The 19,280-nt window shown below is 62.9% G+C and carries 11 protein-coding genes; 2 read left to right on the top strand and 9 right to left on the bottom strand.

Annotation, left to right across the window (positions count from 1 at the left end; genetic code table 11):
* Window positions 1–149 precede the first annotated feature (149 nt).
* On the top strand, window positions 150–419 hold the full coding sequence (locus AC3EC3_RS16540) for a hypothetical protein (protein ID WP_488490705.1): 270 nt from the start codon (window positions 150–152) through the stop codon (window positions 417–419).
* 76 nt (window positions 420–495) lie between these two features.
* On the opposite strand, the gene AC3EC3_RS16535 is transcribed toward AC3EC3_RS16540, so the two are convergent.
* The 9 genes from AC3EC3_RS16535 to AC3EC3_RS16495 form a co-directional block, all read right to left on the bottom strand.
* Window positions 496–1,578 (bottom strand): alpha/beta hydrolase, encoded by a 1,083-nt coding sequence (locus AC3EC3_RS16535; protein WP_488490704.1) that lies wholly within the window; start codon window positions 1,576–1,578, stop codon window positions 496–498.
* A 10-nt stretch (window positions 1,579–1,588) separates the two neighbouring features.
* Window positions 1,589–2,884: a family 1 glycosylhydrolase gene (locus AC3EC3_RS16530; protein WP_488490781.1), complete on the bottom strand. Its 1,296-nt coding sequence runs from the start codon at window positions 2,882–2,884 to the stop codon at window positions 1,589–1,591.
* A 56-nt stretch (window positions 2,885–2,940) separates the two neighbouring features.
* Window positions 2,941–6,189, bottom strand: a complete 3,249-nt coding sequence (locus AC3EC3_RS16525; RefSeq protein ID WP_488490703.1) for an alpha-L-rhamnosidase — start codon at window positions 6,187–6,189, stop codon at window positions 2,941–2,943.
* Between the two features lie 45 nt (window positions 6,190–6,234).
* Entirely contained in the window at window positions 6,235–7,647 is a 1,413-nt protein-coding gene (locus AC3EC3_RS16520) for a hypothetical protein (protein WP_488490702.1), read from the bottom strand.
* An 8-nt stretch (window positions 7,648–7,655) separates the two neighbouring features.
* Window positions 7,656–10,337, bottom strand: coding sequence for a TonB-dependent receptor domain-containing protein (locus tag AC3EC3_RS16515; protein ID WP_488490701.1), 2,682 nt, complete (start codon window positions 10,335–10,337; stop codon window positions 7,656–7,658).
* An 88-nt stretch (window positions 10,338–10,425) separates the two neighbouring features.
* Complete coding sequence (locus AC3EC3_RS16510; RefSeq protein WP_488490700.1) at window positions 10,426–11,958, bottom strand: long-chain-fatty-acid--CoA ligase; 1,533 nt, start codon at window positions 11,956–11,958, stop codon at window positions 10,426–10,428.
* A complete protein-coding gene (locus tag AC3EC3_RS16505; RefSeq protein WP_488490699.1) occupies window positions 11,955–13,391 on the bottom strand; it encodes a serine hydrolase domain-containing protein in 1,437 nt (478 codons plus the stop codon). Before AC3EC3_RS16505 ends, AC3EC3_RS16510 begins: the two co-directional genes overlap by 4 nt.
* The gene (locus AC3EC3_RS16500; RefSeq protein ID WP_488490698.1) at window positions 13,391–15,793 is read right to left on the bottom strand and encodes a beta-galactosidase; all 2,403 of its coding nucleotides are present in this window, start codon (window positions 15,791–15,793) and stop codon (window positions 13,391–13,393) included. Before AC3EC3_RS16500 ends, AC3EC3_RS16505 begins: the two co-directional genes overlap by 1 nt.
* A gap of 220 nt (window positions 15,794–16,013) precedes the next feature.
* Window positions 16,014–16,715, bottom strand: a complete 702-nt coding sequence (locus AC3EC3_RS16495) for a TetR/AcrR family transcriptional regulator (protein ID WP_488490697.1) — start codon at window positions 16,713–16,715, stop codon at window positions 16,014–16,016.
* A 281-nt stretch (window positions 16,716–16,996) separates the two neighbouring features.
* On the opposite strand from AC3EC3_RS16495, the gene AC3EC3_RS16490 reads away from it, so the two are divergent.
* Window positions 16,997–19,108: a TonB-dependent siderophore receptor gene (locus AC3EC3_RS16490; RefSeq protein ID WP_488490780.1), complete on the top strand. Its 2,112-nt coding sequence runs from the start codon at window positions 16,997–16,999 to the stop codon at window positions 19,106–19,108.
* Window positions 19,109–19,280: the final 172 nt, after the last annotated feature.

Below are 19,280 nucleotides of genomic sequence, written 5' to 3'. Positions count from 1 at the left end.
TGTGCGCCTATCGCTGCTCATGCCGAATGCAAAGGATGAATGCTTTCCCCCAGCGCTACCTCGCATGACAGAGGGCGCCAGCCTAATCGGTTGCCTTGTTTCGCCTGCGGGACGATCTATACCTTTGCCGATACCGTCTGGAGATTGGCATGCCCGACATCGATCCGCATCTCATACACTCTCCCTTGTCGCAGACCGTGAGCCAGGATGGCGTCACCGTGCATGTCGAGATATTCAAGCTCGACAGCGATGACGGCTGGACTCTGGAAGTCGTCAACGAAGCCGGCACGTCGACGGTCTGGGAAGATCCGTTCGAGACGGATGCGGCTGCCTTGGATGCCTTCGAGCGCGCAGTCGAACTCGAAGGGATGGATACATTCCTGGATGATGACGCCGAGGGTTGGACGACCATCCACTGACTGCGATGATTTATCAGCTGATTTCATAAGATCGTTTGCAGTGGGGGCTGTCCGGCAAGCGGGTTCAGATGAAATGCTATTCGCCGCCAGCCTCCTTGAAAGCCGTCTTTAGAGAGGCTTCCAGCATCTGTGAGAACTGTTGCGAAATGCGGGCCTGTGGCACCAGTTCCTCGAAGCCGTGATAAGCGCCGGGCACAACGACGAACTGCGTTGGCACGCCAGCGTCGATCAGGCGGCGGGCATAGTCGATGTCCTCATTGACGAAGACATCTATCGATCCGACGCCGATGAAAGTCGGCGGCAAGCCATGCAGGTCGCGACAGCGGGCGGGCACGGCCATTGCCGGAACCGTAGGGCCGCCCGGTTTCTGGCCGAGAAAGGACGACCAGCCCAGACGGTTGTTGTCTTCGGTCCAGATCAGGTTGCCGATGGGCGCTGCAGGATGGTGTGTCGTGCCCGTGCGATCGTCGAGCATCGGATAGATCAGGCACTGGAAGCACAGCCGGACCTCGCCCCGATCGCGCGCGACGATGGCAAGGATGGCGGCATGTCCGCCTCCTGCCGAACCTCCCAGCACCGCGATCCGTTGCCGGTCTATGCCCAGATCCGCAGCATGGTCATACGTCCATTTGAGCGCGGCATAGTTCTGTTCGATGGAGCGTTGATAGCGCGCTTCGGGCGCCAGATCGTAATCGACGCTGACAATGGTCAGTCCCAGATCGCGCGCGAGTTGCTGAAGACGGCGCAGGTCGCTGAGCGGCGAGCCTGAAATGAAGCCCCCGCCATGAACATGCAGGATGGCCGGACACGCGGCACCGGGCGTGCTGTTGATCACATAGACCGTGACCTCGCCGCCTCCGCCGGGCTGGCCGTCCGGTACGGGAATGCGCTTCGACACATAGGGAACATCGGGCAGTGCCGCAGGGGTGTTCTGCATCCCTGCGGCCCTTGCTTGCGCAAGATTTGCGAGTGAAAGCGGTGGCCCGGCCTCGCGTTGCTTCAGGAACGTTTCGGCCAGTGGCCGCAGTTCGGGATCGACGGCTGACAGATCGTCAGTGGAGGCGGCTGTCAGGGCTCTGGCGATGGCACGATAAGGCAGAGCGCCAGCGCCCAGAGCGCCACAGGCGGCCAAGAAGCTGCGTCGTCCGCGATTGGCCATGTCTGTCTCCTCATACCCGGTTGGCGTGGGCGATGGCGGCAAGCACGGCCGCGCTGGGCTTGGGCGTGCGCACGAATGTGCTGCGGTCGAGGCTGTGCAGGCCGAACTTGGGTCCGTAGCCGGAGATCCATTCGAAATTGTCGATGAGCGACCAATGGATATAGCCGAGCACAGGCACCCCCGCGTTCATCGTGCGGCGCAACTCTCTCAGCGAGGCGGGGATGAACCGCGCGCGCTGCGTGTCGTCGCTGGTGTGAAGCCCATGTTCGGTGACGATGACCGGCACGCGCGCGACGGCATGGGCATAGCGGACGGCGCCTGCAAGAGAAGCGGGATAGATCTCGCCCCCGGCGCCATTGGTCTCCACCCCTGCGGGCGTGGGCAGCGGTCCCGTGTCCGACCACACCGTTCGCCCGTAGTTCTGCACGCCGATGAAATCGTCCTCCCGCGCCGCTTCCAGCCAGGGCTCATAGAACTTGGCCCGAACGCCGTCGCGCATCGAGTGCGCTCCTGCGGCCTGATCGTCGATGATGGCCAGACTGACACCGACTGGAAGGTCGGAGCGCACCGCCTTGATCGCCTGTCGCCCGGCGCGGTGAGCCGCGATCATGTTTGCCTGCGCGGCGGCGGGATCGGCGACCCACACCGCATTGCCGGGACTGAAGACCTGCGCGCCATAGGCCCGTGCCGCCGCCGTCGTCATGGCCCGATCGGCAGCCATCATCGTGGCGGCTGTATCGGCGGGCAGGATCACGGCAAGCTGCCCGGTCAGATTTGGCTCGTTCAGCGTCGTTGCGTGCCCCATGCCGTCCGCGAGATGGCGTGCGGCGTGTTCGCAGAAACGGGCGAAAAGCCGGGGGGCATCGCGGTTCGTCCAGCCGCCCCGTTCGGCGAACCAGCGCGGTGTCGTATAGTGGTTGAACGTGACGAAAGGCGTGATCCCGCGCCGATGGCACCCCTCCATGATCGCCTTGTAATGATCGAGCATGGCGATGGAGAAGCTGCCGGGCGTGGGTTCGATCCGCGCCCATTCCAGGCTGAAACGATAAGTACCAAGGCCCAGGTTTCGCACCAGATCGAGATCGCGTTCCCACAGCTCGAAGCTGTTGGCGGCATCTCCCGAAGGTTCGGCATAGGTGGTGGGCGTGAGATGCTCCAGCGCCCAGACGTCGGAATTGACGTTGTTTCCTTCGATCTGATGACCGGCCGTGGCCACGCCCCACAGGAAGCCCTTGGGGAAGGGAGGCAAAGTCTGTGCTGCTCCGAAGGCGGGATGGGAGAGCGCTGCACTTGCCCCTGCGGCCATGGTTCCGGCGAGAACCGTGCGCCGGTCGAGATGAATATCGCTCACTGTAAGGCCTTTCATCCGAAGTCAGCCTGCGTCACGACAAACCTGTAGGAACCGGAGCCGACATCCAGCGTCACCCGGTCATTACCCGTCAGCGATGTCATCTCCCGGCGGTCTGTACATGGACGTCCGCTTTCGCGTACCTGTTCCAGAGAGTGGGCAGGCAGGTGCAAAGTGCAGCGGGTGTTGGCCGGGATTTCGAGGGCAAGCGTAAATGCGCCATCGCGCCCACTGCCACGTTCCCACGCGGTGGAAATCACGCCCGAGCGGCTCTCGTGGCGGGCCCCGCCCGAGGGCATGCGCGGATCGTAGACCGGATCGAAGCGGAACCGGGCGAACCCTGGCTCGACCGGGTCTATCCCGGCGATGCGGCGAAACATGAACCCCGCCACGGCCCCCAGCGCGTAATGGTTGAACGAGTTCATCGCCAGATCGCCGGTATCGCCATTCCAGCGTTCCCAGATCGTCGTTGCGTTATGCGCGATCATGTAGCCCCACGAGGGATATGCCGTGCGCAGCAACAGGTCGTAGGCAAGCGTGGTTTCGCCTGCATCGACCAGAACGTCGAGGCTGTAGGGCGTGCCCAGAAAGCCGGTCGACAACAGCGTGCCGCGCCGCCGGATATCGGCGACGAACAGATCGGCAGCGGCCTTGCGCAGCGCGGACGGCAGGATGCCGAACTGGAGCGCGAGGATATATCCGGTCTGCGAGCCGTTGCCGATGTGCCCGTTCGGCTGGATATAGGCGGCGTTGAAGGCGCGGGCGATATCGTCCGATAGCGTGCGGTAACGCTGCACCGCGTCGCTGCGCCCGGTCGCCTGCGCCATGTCCACCAGGGCATCGGCGGCGGCTTTCCACATCGCGGTGCCGACGAGATCCTTGGGCGTGGTGGGATCGCCCGGCTCCTTGGCATCGAGCGCGAGCCAGTCCCCGTAGTCGTTGCCGCGATTGTTCTTCCAGAGCAGGTCGGGGTTAGCGGCCCGGATCGAGGCGAGAAAGCGCTCCATCGCTTCCCAGTGCTCGTCGATCACGCTGGTATCTGCAAAGCGACGCCAGCTCGTCCAGGGGAGGAAGACGCCGGCGTCGCCCCAGCCGGGGGAGGAGCCCGGGCCGGTGAAATGTTCGCGGTCGTTGTCGGGCGCGATATCGGGGAAGGAGCCGTCCGCCCGCTGCGCGTCGCGCACGTCGCGCAGGAATTTGCGCGTGAATGCCGCTGCGTCCATGTTGAAGCAGGCAGCGTCCCAGAAGACATGCGCATCGCCCATCCAGCCAAGGCGCTCGTCGCGTTGGGGACAGTCGGTGGGAATGCCCATGAAGTTGGAGCGCTGGCTCCACAGGCCGTTCTGCCACATCCGCTGGGGCACGTATTGCGGCAGGTCCAGCGTGGCCGTTTCGGGCAATGCCGAATGGACGACGATACCCTCGATATCCGCGCTGGTGAGCGGCCCGGTCAGTCCATCGATCTGGACATAGCGAAAGCCGTGATAGGTGAAGCGCGGTTCGAAGCGTTCGCCTGCGGGATCGCCGCGCAAGGTCCAGATGTCGGTTGCCAGTGCGGAACGCAGGTTCGCCTGATCGACAGTGCCATCGGTGCGCAGCAGTTCGGCAAAGCGCATGGTGATCCGCTGCCCTGAGCGGCCCTTTGCCTTCAGGCGCACCCAGCCTGCGAAATTCTGGCCGAAATCGACGACGACCCTGCCGCTGCCGAGCGGCGTGATCGACTTGGCGTGCAGCGTGAGCGAAGTGGCGATCGGCTGGACAGGCGAGCCGACCAGCGCAACGTCGGCAGTTTCGATCGGGCGGGCAGGCTCCCAGCGACGATCGGGGTGAAACGCTGGCGTGGCCCAGCCGGGCTGTTCGCGGCGGGCATCCACGGTTTCGCCATCATAGATATCGCTGGCGAGAATTTCGCTGGGCGAGACCGACCAGCCGCCATCGCTGGTCACCGTTTCACGCCGGCCGTCGGTGTGGATGATCTCCAGTTGCGCGCGCAGACGCAAGGGTGGTCCGCCGAAGCCGTAGCGCCCGCCCGGCGCCATGTAGCTGCCGTACCAGCCGTCCCCGACCATGGCGCCCAGCACATTGTCGCCCGGCTGAACGAGGTCGGTCACGTCATAGGCCCGGTAGAGAACGTGCTTGCGGAAATCCGTCCATTCCGGGGCGAGCAGGGCGTCGCCGACCTTCTGCCCGTTGAGCCATGGCACATATCCGCCCATGGCGGTGATATAGAGCCGGGCCGAGCGGATCGGGCGCGCCGCCTTGAAAGGGTGGCGCAGCAGGAATGCGCCGTTGCCCGGAAACCTCGCTTCGCCGTCGCCGGGTGTGACGGGAAGCCACGCCGAGCCGTCTGGCGGGGCTTTGCCTTTTGCAGTGCGCAGGTGTTCTCCGGAGAAGTGCAGCGTCCTTCCGGACGCGAGTGTCGCACGGACCAGAACTGCCACACGCGGTGGTGGGGGCGTGGAGGGGGGATCGCCGGAGGGCTGGGGATCGGGCCGCAGAACGAAGGACAGGCGATGCGCTCCGGCCTTTGCCGACACCGTGTTGCGATCGGTCGGGGGCGGCCCGAAACGGAAGGAATCGCGCCGCTGCGGCAGGTCTTTACCGTCGAGGTCCAGATCGGCAACGCGGTTCGCGCAGGTATAGACGATGAGTTCGGCGTCCTCGGCCAGCTCGAAATCGAGCCGGAACGCGCGGCCATCGCTGTTGCCGGGCGGGGCGCCTGCTTCCGGGCCCATCCAGCGCAGACCCGCCAGCCGATCTTCGCGCAAGGCCGTGGTCTCGGCGGCAATCCAGCCGTTCTTCCAGTCCTTTACAGACAGCAAGCCCATTTCCCAGCTGGCGATGTCGCTGGTCGCACTGCCGCCCTGATCGTCCCATACGGTGACGGCCCAGAAGCAGCGGGCACGGGATGACAGGGTTTGGCCTTCATAGGGAATATCGAGCATCTGCGGGCCGGTGATCCGGCCGCTGTCCCACAAGTCGAACGCGCCAGCCTTGGCCTTGTCGATGCTGCTGGCAACGCCGATGCGGTAGGCAACCTGCCGGCAGGCCCGCTGGTTTGAGCGCAGCTTCCAGGACAGGCGGATGCGCTGGGAATGCAGCGCGCGCGGTTCGGTGAGGCAGTCTGCCTGCAGGGCCTCCACCGCCAGCGGCGTGTCGGATTTCGCGTGCAGGGTTGCGGCCTTCAGCGCCGGGGTGGCGACCGCCCCTGCGCCAGCGCCAACACCGACAATCGCCATGAAACGGCGCCGGGATGTATCCATCGACAAGTCATTCTCTCCCGTAGATTGTTCTGGGGCTTTTTGTGGTCAGCCGAAGGCGATGCTGTGCAGGGTAATCCGGGCCGCTGGCCCGCTTTTCAGTTGCGGATCGAGCCGCAACTGGGTGACAAGGCCGCGATAGTCCGGGCATCGGGACAGATCGAAGGACAGGCTCTGCATGCCGCGCTCAGGCCGAACTTTGGCGATCGCAGTAGGACTGCCCACGAAATCCGGACTGTCGAGCGGGCGCCACAACAGCGCGACTTCGTCTATGCCCTCGAACACTCCGCGTATTGTCAGGCGCTTGGCCTGCGCCGACTGCCAGGCCACTGGAGGGCCGATGATCTGCGCGCCCTTTGCGGGGCGAATGTCCAGTTGCCCGTGTATCGGCCAGCCGCTGTCGGTTGCATCGACATAGGTCCATCCTTGCCTGTCTCTGACGAACTCCCATGACGGCAGTGCCGGGGGGCGAGGCTGAGCATAGACCCACTGGCGGATCGCGCCCAGATCGCCGCAGATCAGCGTGTAGCGATAGTCATGCACGATATCGTGATCGATGATTTCGAGCCGACTGGGGCCGATGTAACCGGTCGGTTCATCCTTCGGACCACCGCTGCCTTTCTTGCCGTAGAAACCACCGGAGAACCATGTCGTCTCCGGGCTCCAGACGCCAAGGCCGTGGCCGCTGTCGTCGAGCAGCGCGGCCCAGTTCTCGGTCGCGGTCCATTCCGCCCAGGGGCTCTCGTTTTCGAACGGATGCTGGATTTCCGTAGGGGTATCGCCTGTGAACGGCCTGTCGCCGCGATAGCTCCAAAGCTGATACCACGGACCGTTGGTGTAGACGGCGGGCAGTTCCTGCTGCCGGGCAGGCCACTGCGTGCGATCCTGCCGCGCCATGACCAGACGGCACCGGGCCTGCACGGTGTTGCCGTCCAGAAGCAGCCAGGATTCAAAGGTGCATTCGCCCGGCACATCGTCAAGTGGCCAGTGCATCGGCACGCACTTCACGTAGATTTCACGCCCGTCGTTGCGATGTTCCAGAATGCGCGAGGCATTGCCGAAATCGTCGCCGACCTGGATCGGGTTCCAGCCGATCTCTTCCCAGCGCGGTCTCGGCCCGGCGTGTCCGGGGACGCGATAAGGCACCGGGCCGGAATAGTAGCTCATCTGGACCTGCCGCCCCAGATCGAAGCTGTTGATGAGGTTGTCCGGCCCGCGCGTCAGGTCGGCCAGAAAGGTGATCGCCCCGCCCTTGGCCAGATCGATGCCCAGCCGGAGAGTGCCGTTGGCAAGGTATGACATGCGCTCGGGTTTGGCATGGCCCAGTCGGGCGCTTTCCACCTGGGCAAGCACGGGTGAGGCCAGCATGGCGGTTCCCGATACCGCCGCGCTCTGGAGGAAAGCGCGGCGGCCGAGGCCGGGAAGAGCGTTGTGACGCCCGGATGTCCTGTCCTGTGTCACGCGGCGCCTCAGAACTGCAACCGTGCGCCGATTTCGCCCATGCGGCCGATCGGCGAAGCACCGTTCAGGAGATAGCCGGGCGAAGTGTAGGAGAGCGGCGGGTCCTTATCGAACAGGTTGTGGACATCGAATGTCAGTTGCAGTTTCGACCCGTGCCAGCCTTGGGCGACATCGACGGCAAGGTGGAGGTCGAACGTGGTGTTCGCCTTCACCCGCTGGACCGGAACGACGGACACGTTGTTGAACGGTCCTGTGTAGTTGACGAAGACGTTGGCGGCCAGATTGTTGCGCTGCCAACCCAGCGTTCCGCGCAGATACCAGCGTGGATAGCCGGTGCTGTCCTTGATGTTGTTCACGAAGGCCGAACCCGGCGCCGGCTGGGATTCGTTGGTGAGATAATAGGTGCCGTCGATGCCGGCGTTGAACCGTCCGGCGTTTTCGGTGGGGATGGCATAGGCCACGCTGTAATCGAGGCCCGAGACGTTCTGGACGCCAAGATTGGAGCGGCGAAGGTCGATGATCAGGTCGAGATCGGCGGTCGGGATCACCGTTCCCCACAGCGCCGGTTCCTGCGCGATCGCGGCGTCGACCTGCTCCTGTGTTGGGTTGAAGGTCACGAAGCGGCTGGTGAGAGCCGGGTTGGTGAAGGCGCCGCCTGCAAGGCCCACGATGTTGGAATAGTGGATATTGAAGTAGGTGCCCGAGACTTTCAGCCGCGGGGCGAAGGCAGGTGCGAAGTCGAAGCCCAGCGAGTAGGCGCGTGCCTTCTCCGGCTGGAGGTTCGCATTGCCGCCTGCCAGTAGCAGCACGTTGTAGCCTTCGTCCCGTACTTCGACAGGGGTGAAGAAGTTGGGCGCGTTGATGTTCGGCAGATACTGTGCGCGGCTGTCGGTGGAGTTCAGGTCAGCAATGCTGGGCGCGTGGAACGAGCGGGTGTAGTTGCCGCGCAGGGTCAGGCCGTCGACCGGGCTCCAGTCGATGCCGAACTTCGGGTTCGTGGTGCCGCCGAAGTCGCTGTAATGGTCATAGCGGACCGAGGCGTTGAAAGTCAGCTTGCGCAGCAGCGGCAGGGCATTGTCTTCCCCGAAGATCGGCACGAGCAGTTCGCCGAACAGCGAGTTCACGTTGCGCTGGTCCACCCGATTGATGATGTCGGGATCGATGGTGGTGCCACTTTCCAGCGTGCCGTTGTAATGTTCCCAGCGGTGCTCGCCACCGAACGCGACTTTCACGTCGCCGCCGGGCAGATGGAACAGCGATCCGTTGATCGTCGCTACCGTCTGGAGCAGGCGATGCTTGGCGTAAGGGATGTTCATCGCATTGAGGATGCCGTCCAGCGTCGACTGCGTGGTGCCGTTGCCGAAGGGATCGAACGCGGTGTCCGGATCGGTCGAGGCCAGGGCAGCAGCAAAGGCATCGGAGTTCACGCCGTAGGGCTGATCGACCTTGGAATAGCCATGGCCGTAATTGACATAGGCCTTGGCCGACCAGTTCGACGAGATGTCGATGTCCGCGCCGCCGCTGGCGCTCCAGTACTTCACGATATTCGTATTGGCCTGGTACTGTCCCAGTTCGCGGACGAGGCTGTATTGCACGATCTCGGACGTTGCACCGGCCACTGGCGACTGGAAGAACGGGTTGGCGTCGGTGATCGTGAACGTACCGTTCGACTGGTTGCCGAGCGAGACCGCTTTCAGGCTGCCGAAAGTCGCATCGCCGAACAGGTGGACCGAATCCCCGATATCCTGCCGGAAGTTGGCGACGGCAGACCACTTGTGCTGTGCCGGGATCAGGCTGGTGTCGCGCGAGCCATCGGTGCGTGCAATGCCGGAGACAAACGAGGTGCCGTTCCAGTAGAAGTTCTGTCCATCGGCAATGACGTTGGGGGTGTCGGTATAGATCGTGCGGGCGTCGGAGCCGCCGGGATAGGCGGAAAGATCGTCACGCACGTAACTGCGTTCGTAGCCCATCAGGGCCGAGTTACTGAAGTACTGGCCGGCGATCATGAACGAGCCGGTGCTCCAGGTCTTCCCCGCAACCGCGCTGATCGTGCGCTGGGCATAGCCGTCGGCAAGGCCATAGTCAGCCTGGATGTCGAGGCCGTTCAAATCCTTGCGAAGGATGACGTTGATGACACCGGCTACCGCATCCGAGCCATAGGTGGACGAAGCACCGTCGGTCAGCACTTCGACCCGCTCGATCGCGGCAAGCGGGATCGAGGTCGGATCGGAGGCCGTGCCTACCGAGCCGAGGCTGACCAGACGGTGGCCATTGACGAGGCTCAGCGTTGCGCTGCCGGAGAGGCCGCGCAGTGAGGGTGGGTTCACCGGATTGGCGGAATCGCTGCCCACGCGCGGGGTGGTGCCAAAGCTGCCCAATTGCGGGATTGTCGCCAGAAGGTCGGCGGTGTTCTGGACGCCGGAATCGCGGATCTGCTGCTGATCGACCTGGATCAGGTGAGAGCCGACCGGCGCGGCGCCCTTGATGCTGGTGCCGGTGACGATGATTTCCGGCCCTTGCGTTGGGTCGCTCGGGGCCGTTTGCGGATTGGCGGGTGGCGCTGCTGGATCGTCAGTCTGGGACTGGGCATGCACGGCAGACGGGACGACAGCCAGAAGGCAGATCGCCAGCGCACTGTGGCTGCTCAGAACGCCGGACAGGCGGCGAATTCCTTTTATGGATGTATACATTGTTTCCCCTCCATGTGGCGAGTTCGATTGTATCGACTGCTCTAGTTTGGAAATGAAATATTCTTCGGATAATATTTTACTTAATTAATTATTGTATTGATTTTCTTAGCGACGCCTTGTCCATTTTGCCGGTACTGTTTCTTGGCAGTTCGGACCGTGATATGATCCTGTCCGGTATCGCGTAGCGGCTGATCGTGCCGTTCCTGATGGCCGGTCTCAGAAGTTCGTGAATGCTGGCGAGCGTGGGCGGTGGGCGTTCGGGAACAGGCACGACGAACAGGACGGGCCGCTCGCCCCAGCGATCGTCGGGAATACCTACGACAGCCACTTGTGCGACATCCGGATGGTGCGCGCACAGGCCTTCCAGCGTCAGGGATGACACCCATTCGCCGCCGGTCTTGATGACGTCCTTGATGCGATCGACGATGGAGATCGCACCATCGTCGTCGATACGGGCAAGGTCCTGCGTATGGAGCCAGCCATCGGCCCAAAGCACTGCCGATGCCGTCGTATCGTTCAGATATCCTGCGGTGAGCCAAGGCGCGCGCAGTTGCAGTTCGCCTGCCTGGTTGTCGTTTCCCGTGCGGGCGCAACGCGCCCATACCAGCGGCACCGGGAAGCCCGCCCGCCCCAGCAAGGCAGGCGATCCGGTCCCGACGCTGCGAGACAGCGCGACGACCGGGCCGGTTTCCGACATGCCATAACCGCCGATGGCTATAATGCCGTGTTTGTGTGCCTCTATCCGCAAGGCTTCCGACAGGGCACTGCCGCCGATGATGATCGTCCAGCGCAGAGGCCGTGCGTCGATTGCCCGGCAATCCAGCAGCATGCGCAGGATCGTCGGCACGCAGTGCGAGAACGTGACGCCTTCCTCGCGTTGCAGACGGAGCAGTTCGGCGGAATCATAGCGTCCGGGATAGACCTGCTTGGCGCCCAGCATCGTCGCTAGGTACGGCATGCCCCAGGCGTGAACGTGGAACATCGGCGTCATCGGCATGTAGACGTCGCAGCGCCGGAAGCCCTCGCCATCGGGCTGGTTGGCAAGCGTTCCCGCCATCGCAAGCGTGTGCAGCACCAGTTGCCGGTGGGTGAACGAGACCGCCTTGGGATCGCCACTGGTGCCGCTGGTGTGAAATGTGGTGGCGACGGTGTTCTCGTCGAGTTCGGGAAAGTCGAAATCGATCCCAGCAGCGGCAAGGCGGTCTTCATAGTCCGCCATGGCGAACAGGCGGGGCGGCGTGGTCGATGACGATGCGAAGTCCTGCGCCAATTCCCGGAAATCGGGGTGGTAGAGCAGCACCTGGGCACCGGTCTGGCGCAAAGTGAAGGCGATCTGGGCCGGTGCAAGGCGCACGTTCACGGTCTGCAATACGGCGCCCGTCATCGGGACGGCGAAGTAGGCTTCGAGATAGCGATGGCTGTCCCAGTCCATGACGGCCACCGTCATGCCGGGTTTGACGCCCAAGTCGGTGAGCACATTGGCGAGCTGTCGAAGGCGCCTTGCAAACAGGGCATATGTGAACCGCTTCCCGTCGCTGACGATTTCCTGTTCGGCGAATTGCGGCAGGTTTGCCAGCAGTTGCCCGATCAGCAGCGGATAGTTCGATGGTGCCCCGGTCATTGTCCGGCTCCTGCCGATGGATGGGGAAGCGCTGCGAGGATCGGGCTGAACCACGGGTTCATGTCGAAGGGTACAGCGCCGGTCGTCCAGCCCATGCGCAGGATGACAGCCCGCCGCGAAGGCACGATCAGAAGGCTTTGTCCATTGTAACCCTGCGGGGCGTAGCTGTCGGCAGGCAGGTCCGGGAACGTTCGCGCGCTGCGATCGGGCTTGAAGCCGTTCAGCCAGACTTGCGCGCCATAGTTCGCGCCCGGATCTGCCGGGGCCGGTTTGCGGACATAGTCCACCCACGATTCCGGCAGGATGCGGTGGCCGTTGATTTGCCCTCGATCGAGGTATAACTGCCCCAGCCGCGCCCAGTCTCGCGGCGTGGCGTAGACATAGGAACTGCCGACCGGTGTGCCTGACTGGTCCTCCTCGAACACCACGCTGGTCATTCCAGCCGGTGCGAACAGGCGCGTCCGTGCAAAGTCCTGCATGGCAGCGCTGCCGCCCAGCGTGTGCCTGATGATCGCCGAGACCACATTGCTGCTGCCCGAGGAATAGGACCACACGGTTCCGGGCGGATGGTCGAGCGGCAGGCCGGCGGTATAGCGGGCCATGTCGGGCTGTTCGAACAGCATGGTCACGGCGTCCTTGCCGGGCAGGTAGCTCTCATCGAAATGCAGGCCGCTGGACATGCGCAGCAACTGCGAGAGCGTGATGGCGCGGCGGGGATCATCCTTGCCGGACCATTCGGGCAACCCTGTCGGTGCATCGAGGCTGAGCCTGCCGTCAGCGATCAGCAGTCCGGCAAGGCTTGCCGTGACCGCCTTCGACATCGACCAGCCCAACTGGCGGGTGTCCCGCGTGAACCCCGGCGCATACCGTTCGGCCACGATCCGGCCATCGTAGACCACGATGACGGCTCTGGTGCGGGATTCGTCGGTGCCGCCTTTTCTGCTCGGGGCGAACATGGCTGCGACGGCGCGATCCAGCGCTGCGCGATCGAGGCCGTGGAGAGGGGCGGCTGGAGTAACCCGATCCCCGCGCGGCCACAGCGCATATGCGTCACGGTTCGATGCCGGGGCTGGCAGCGACTGTTTCGCCAGGTGCGAGGTGCCCGGCGTCAGCAGTGTGCAGCCCAGCCCGCGACGATAAAGGGTGGTCCGTGAAGTTCTGCCACGTGTGACGGTCAGCGCCCCGGATTTGGCATCGATCCGGTACTGCATGCCCTTCAGGATCGGGAGCAGGGACTCCACGTCATCGCGGACGATCCCGGAAAGCGCACGTCCTTCCACGAAATGGGCCGAGCAGGCGAGCTTGGCGCCGATCCCGGCTGCGACCGAGTCCACCTCTTGCGTTTGCGATGGCTGGGCTTGCGCGCTGCCGATGCACAGCAGCATGGTAAGGGAGAGCGATGCAGCGCGGCGGGGGCGCAACCGGAACGTCATCACGCTATCTCCACATGCGCGACATAGCGCGGGCTGAAGGTAAGCGAGGTCAGGGCGGCCCTGACACCGACAGCGCGTTCCTCCGGCTTCAGCGTCATCGATCCCGCCAGCTTCACCGCATCACCGCCGACCAGCACAGGCTCGACCCGCACCAGCAGTCCGGCGCCTGACAGCGCCGCCTTGAAACGGCGCAGGCCGACGGCCCAGGGGATGCCGTTATTCATCGTATCGGCAACCAGGATGCCGGTTCCCGCATCGAAGATGCGGCAGACATCGCCGGAATAGGCAATGTCCAGAAAGATCTCGTCCAGCCCGTCGAAGGCTGTGGCGGGCAGCTTCACGAGCACGCGCTCGTCGCCGAGGCGCGTGATGTTGGCCGTGATGGAACGCGGACTGGCAGGGCGTGCGATATGGCCGAAAACGCCGTCGCCACGGCCTTGCTCCAGCGACGGGAAAAATGAGGCTTCGAGCGCCTTGCCGTCCCGCGATGCGATCGAGATCGTGTCGTCAGAACGCGTCACCATGGACGGGCTCAGCGCGAACAGCGGGGCATCCTGCGTGCCCAGATCGGCAAGGTTGCGCGCGTCGGTTTCGGTCAGCACCAGCAGCCGGATCGTAGAGCCTTTGGTGCTTCTGATCTTCACGACGGAGCCACGACCGGGCTCCACCGTGACCACAGCCGGGCCATCGGTCGCCTGCTTTATCCTGACATGCGGGGACGGCTGGATCGCCGACACGCCATCGCGATCAAAGACGAGTTCGGCAGGCAGCGACCCAATCTGGGTGAAGACGTGCCATTGCTCCTCTTCGGACACGAAGCGGCAGACCGGCTGGACGGTCGCCGAGCGCAGGACGACGCCCGCCCCCAGATCGAGATTGACCGGCCAGATCGCCATCGTGCCGCTGGGCAGGGGGAGCGTTCCCTCATAAGGGATGCGTACCGCCCCGCGATCGGTATCGAGATCGAGCACGAAGTCCGGCCGCGCCGGCAGCGGATTCACATTGCCGTAGTTGCTGACGAACACGAAGCCGCGTCCATCTCCGATACGCGCCTCGGCGCGGATGCCGTCCTCTTCGGGCCTGGTGACGGGCTGCAAAGGCGAACGCGGTTCGGCACGCGCCAGATCGGCAGCGTAATGGCGCAGGAACAGGTTGAAGGGACGCGCGCGATAGAGGCTGTCGCGCCATTCGCCATATTCACTGATGGGCGCCCAGAAATCGTAGGACACCAGCGGGAACATCGCATTCTTGATGGTCCAGCCGCGATCGCCGTCGACCGGGTTCGAGCCGCCGCGGAATATGTAATATCCCACCATCAGCGAACGCGAGGCGCCGAACAGCGTCATCGTTGAGGCATAGCCGGAATCGGCAGGTGGACGCGGGCGGAATGTGTCGCGCTGGGGCGACCCATAGCCGATCTCGATGAACCCGACCGGCACGGTGTCGTCGTATTCGCTGCCCTGTCGCTGGAATACGGTCAATTCGCTGTTCTGCGCGCCCGGAGGGCTGAGGTCCATGTACCCGCCGAACGTCGGCATCACCACTTCGGTGGGATAGGGATCGTTCGCGCCCCAGGCCGTCACCGAATAGAACGGTGCGCGCAGCCCTGCCGTTACAGCCATCGCGTGCAGCTTGCGGTAATGCTCGGTGAAGGCGGGGCCGGTAGGTCCGGTGTGTCCATCCGCCGGGGCGCCATAAAGGAACGGGCGGTTCCATTCTATCGGCGCGACCGAGAGTTCGTTTTCCAGCTGGATTATCGCGATCGGGCCACCATGCTCCCAGAGCAGGTCATGCACCTGTGCGCCCAGTTGGGCGTAGTATCGCGCCACAAGATCGAGGTAGAGGGGCTCGTTGCTGCGCTCGGTGGTCGGCAACCCGTAGAGCCAGACGGGAAGGCCGCCCAGCAGGAATTCCGCATTGGTGAACGGCCCGATGCGCAGCACCACCATCATGTCGTGCTTCGCGCAGAGGCTGAAGAATGTGTGCAGATCGTTGCGGCCAGAAAAGTCGTATTCGCCGATGCGCCGTTCGATCTGGTTCCAGAAGATGTAGGATGAGACGGTATTTAGCCCCGCAGCCTTCATCTGGACGATGGCAGGCTCCCATTCTTCGACCGGAAGGCGCTGGGGATGAACTTCGCCCGCAACGATGGGGAGGGGCGCACCATCGCGCTCGAGATGACAGGTGTTGGCGGAAAGACTGCCGCGCGGGCCCTTGCCGCCCCAGTTGGCGACAGCGCCCCGCACGTCGGGGTGAAGGCCCGCCCCGCGCACCTCGAAGCGGATGTGCGATCCGGCTGTTCCGGTCTTTGCCGCAGGTGACGCAGCTTTCGACCAGCCCGGCCGCGAGAGCGCGGCAGCGCTGGCGGTCAGGCCCGCCAGTACGGTCCGACGCCGGATCATGCCGCGCAGCCTTCGGCGATTCGCGACTGCTCACACAGGAACAGAAGCGGCGCAGCAAGACACATCGGTGGGAGCCCCCCTCGAAACATCCTCTTCCCTTTCTTGTGGGGCGCGGCACTTTTTCGCGCCGTCGGCCCCTTATCTTCTGAAAGGAAAGGTCTCTCTTTGTCCGCTCCGTGTCAATTAAATTTCTTCCCGAAAGAAGAAAGTTTTCAAGGTGCTATTTTTGCGCGTTTTTCTCGCTCTGATTGCACAGTGCCCGAATGCCCGCAGCAGCGAAAACCGGAATATGGCCAGCGATGGCGTTGAAGTCGGAGGATGACACGGCTCCTCCCGAGATCCGGTCGATTCGACCGGTTTCGCCCAGCGAGAACGTAAAGGCGCCGGTCAGAAAATGATAACCCCAGTAGATCGCCTCGGGCGGTGCCTCCGGCATGACCCGGCGCATATGATGGACCAGAGCTTTCGAGATGTCGTCGAACACTTCCGACATCAGCGCATATTGTGCGCCCCTCGAACTGTTCACGTAGGCGACGATGGCGGCGTAGTTGCGGTGCCCCTGGCTGAGTTGCGCGGCCTCGAAGGCAGGGCGCACGAAAGCCTCGATCACGCCTTCGAGCGTTCCGGCATCGCCGAATTCGGCTTCGTAGTCCGCAAAGGCCTTGAAGCGGGCTTCGTTGACGGCGGGGCCGCGCCGCCGGAATACGGCCGCGAACAACTGCTCCTTGTCACCGAAGTAATACCGCATGAGTGCGGCATCGATTCCGGCGACGGCTGCCACACGCGCAAGAGTCGTCCCGTTGTAGCCGTTGGCCGCAAATTCCGCTTCTGCATGGTCGAGAATGAGAGTCATCGACTCTTCGCGGCGCTCGACATTGGGTCGGCGGGTTCGGGTCGACTTCTTTGGGGTCTTCTCGTCCATTATCCTCATCCCGCCATATCGACCGTTTGCCCATGTGGGGGCAGGTGTTGCCGGGTAGCATATTCGCGTCGCCGGATTGAAGGGGGCAGTCGCGTTATTGCCGTTCATCGGCGAAGTGAAGAGCGGTAATCGCGGTATCGCTGCTGTCGATGCCGCCTGACGGGGACGAGTCCGGTTAGACGGATATGTGCTTGAGTGCAGGCCTTAAAATATTGCTATTCAGTATCAATAGCTGTATTTGCTCGTGAAAATCACGAAAAATGAGGGCCTTCATCTTGGCTATGCGTGCTTGCGCCATTGTTTCCGTTGCCGCCATTTCAGTTGCGCTGGGCATGGCGGGCAACGCCACCACCGCTTGCGCGGACGCTCCAGCGACGGCTGGCACTATCGTCATCACTGGGCAGCGGATCATAGACAGCAGCGACACCGCGACCAAGACCGATACGCCCCTGATCGAGACGCCTCAGTCAATCTCCACGATTTCCGCCAGCCAGCTTCAGGCGCAGGGCGTACAGAGTCTGGGAGAGGCATTACGTTACTCTGCCGGTGTCAATGCCGAGGAATATGGCGGCCTCGATTCACGCCTGGACCAGTACATGATCCGCGGTTTCCAGACCTCGATGCCCTATATTGACGGGTTGACCACGCAGAGCCGTTACACGCTGCTTTCAGCCAAGGTCTATCCTTCCGGTGCGCAGAGTATCGAAGTGCTGCGCGGACCGTCTTCGGTACTCTATGGCCAGAACGTACCCGGGGGTCTCGTGAATGTCGTCAGCAAGCGTCCGCAGGATGTCGCAAGCGGGGAAGTCGGTCTCCAGACCGGCAGTTATGGTCGCATCGAAGGCCATGCCGACATTACTGGGCCGCTGACATCCGACGGCACCCTGCTCTACCGTCTGACCGGAGAGGCGCTTTCAAGCGGAACCCAGATCCACCACGTCGATCAGCGCCACTACTTTGTTGCGCCGTCGTTGACCTGGCAGCCGGACACCCAGACCAGCGTGACTGTCCTGTCGCATTTCGTGCGTCAGAACGACGGTTACGCCTGGCAAAGTCTGCCGGAGGAGGGCACACTTCAATCCGCCTCCTTCGGTAAGATCCCGACGAGTTTGTTTACCGGCGAGAAGGCGCTGAATTTCGCTACGCTGACGCAGTGGGACATCGGTTACAACGCTCAGCACAGTTTCAGCTCAGACTGGACCATTCATCAGAACCTGCGCTTCAGTCGCGCTGAGGTTGGGCTTGGCTATGTCGCGGGTAGCGGACTGGAAACCGACGAAGAGGGCAATGCCACCTCGATCATGGACGGCTATGCCCTCAAGGCGCATGCCCAGCAGAAGAATTTCGCTGTCGATACCAATCTGGAAGGCAGATTTGTGACCGGACCTGTCCAGCATACACTGCTGGTCGGCCTGGATTACTCGCATGCCTATGACCACTGGAAAGAATGGGATGGCAGCGCCGATCCGCTGGATCTGACCGATCCCGTCCATAGCGACAACATCAGCCTCGATCTCGACTTTATCACCCGCGATACGCTCGATCAGGTCGGCCTTTACGGACAGGACCAGATGAAGATCGGCAAGCTGTCGCTGGTCGGCAGCGTGCGCGAGGACTGGGCACGGACCCGGACGACCGAGAACGACAAGTATTCAGTTTCGAACCTGTTGCAGAAGAACCACGCCCTCACCGGTCGCCTCGGGGCAGTCTATCAGTTCGATAATGGTCTGGCTCCCTATGTGAGTTATTCCACTTCATTCCAGCCTACGATCGGTACGACCTACGATGGTTCTGCGATGAAGCCCACCACGGCCAAGCAGTGGGAAGGTGGCGTCAAATTTCAGCCCAAGGGTTCAAGAAGCTTCGTGACGGCGTCGGTCTATTCGATCCGTGAGCGTAATGTCACAACTGCGGATCCCGATCACGACAATTTCGAGATCCAGACTGGCGGCGTGCGCGTGCAGGGGCTTGAATTGTCAGGAGATCTCGATCTTGGGCATGGGCTTACTGCCAATGCGGCCTACGCGCATATGAATTCCAAGATCACCAAATCGAACGACGGTGATGTGGGCAATCGGATGGAAGATGTACCCCGTGATTCCGGCAGCCTGTGGCTGGATGAGAGATTGTTGGTGCGGGACGCTCAGCATCTGAATATGGGGGCAGGCGTGCGCTATATGGGGCCCCGCTATGGCGATACCGCAAACAGTCTGCGGATTCCGGGGAGCACTCAGTTCGATGCCATGATCGGCTATGAGATCGGGCGCTGGAGCATCGCTCTGAACCTGCAGAATCTCACGGACAAGACTTCGGTTGCGACTTGCACGAGCGCATCACGCTGTTTCTACAATGACCGCCGCTCGATTCTGGGAAGTTTGAATTATCGTTGGTAGCAGAGGTTCGAGATTTCGATGAATGCCGTGTGGTCTGGGGTCCTGACCCTAGCACTACTTTGGCAGAATTGTGTTTGGAGGTCTGGTGAGGGCGCATCCACAGTGAGGGCAACGCCCTGACGGTAAGCCAGACAATCGGTCAAGAATGGCCTGGCGCACTGCTGGCAGGCTG

This window comes from Novosphingobium sp. BAM6, assembly GCF_057784955.1.
Note: the sequence above shows the minus strand (reverse complement) of the source record. Positions and strands in the feature narration are given on the sequence as shown.

What these genes read in the sequence shown, in the direction of transcription:
- AC3EC3_RS16540 (WP_488490705.1), top strand. Translation starts at nt 150, where the DNA reads ATGCCCGACATCGATCCGCATCTCATACACTCTCCCTTGTCGCAGACC.
- AC3EC3_RS16535 (WP_488490704.1), bottom strand. Translation starts at nt 1,578, where the DNA reads ATGGCCAATCGCGGACGACGCAGCTTCTTGGCCGCCTGTGGCGCTCTG.
- AC3EC3_RS16530 (WP_488490781.1), bottom strand. Translation starts at nt 2,884, where the DNA reads ATGGCCGCAGGGGCAAGTGCAGCGCTCTCCCATCCCGCCTTCGGAGCA.
- AC3EC3_RS16525 (WP_488490703.1), bottom strand. Translation starts at nt 6,189, where the DNA reads ATGGATACATCCCGGCGCCGTTTCATGGCGATTGTCGGTGTTGGCGCT.
- AC3EC3_RS16515 (WP_488490701.1), bottom strand. Translation starts at nt 10,337, where the DNA reads ATGTATACATCCATAAAAGGAATTCGCCGCCTGTCCGGCGTTCTGAGC.
- AC3EC3_RS16510 (WP_488490700.1), bottom strand. Translation starts at nt 11,958, where the DNA reads ATGACCGGGGCACCATCGAACTATCCGCTGCTGATCGGGCAACTGCTG.
- AC3EC3_RS16505 (WP_488490699.1), bottom strand. Translation starts at nt 13,391, where the DNA reads ATGACGTTCCGGTTGCGCCCCCGCCGCGCTGCATCGCTCTCCCTTACC.
- AC3EC3_RS16500 (WP_488490698.1), bottom strand. Translation starts at nt 15,793, where the DNA reads ATGATCCGGCGTCGGACCGTACTGGCGGGCCTGACCGCCAGCGCTGCC.
- AC3EC3_RS16495 (WP_488490697.1), bottom strand. Translation starts at nt 16,715, where the DNA reads ATGGACGAGAAGACCCCAAAGAAGTCGACCCGAACCCGCCGACCCAAT.
- AC3EC3_RS16490 (WP_488490780.1), top strand. Translation starts at nt 16,997, where the DNA reads ATGCGTGCTTGCGCCATTGTTTCCGTTGCCGCCATTTCAGTTGCGCTG.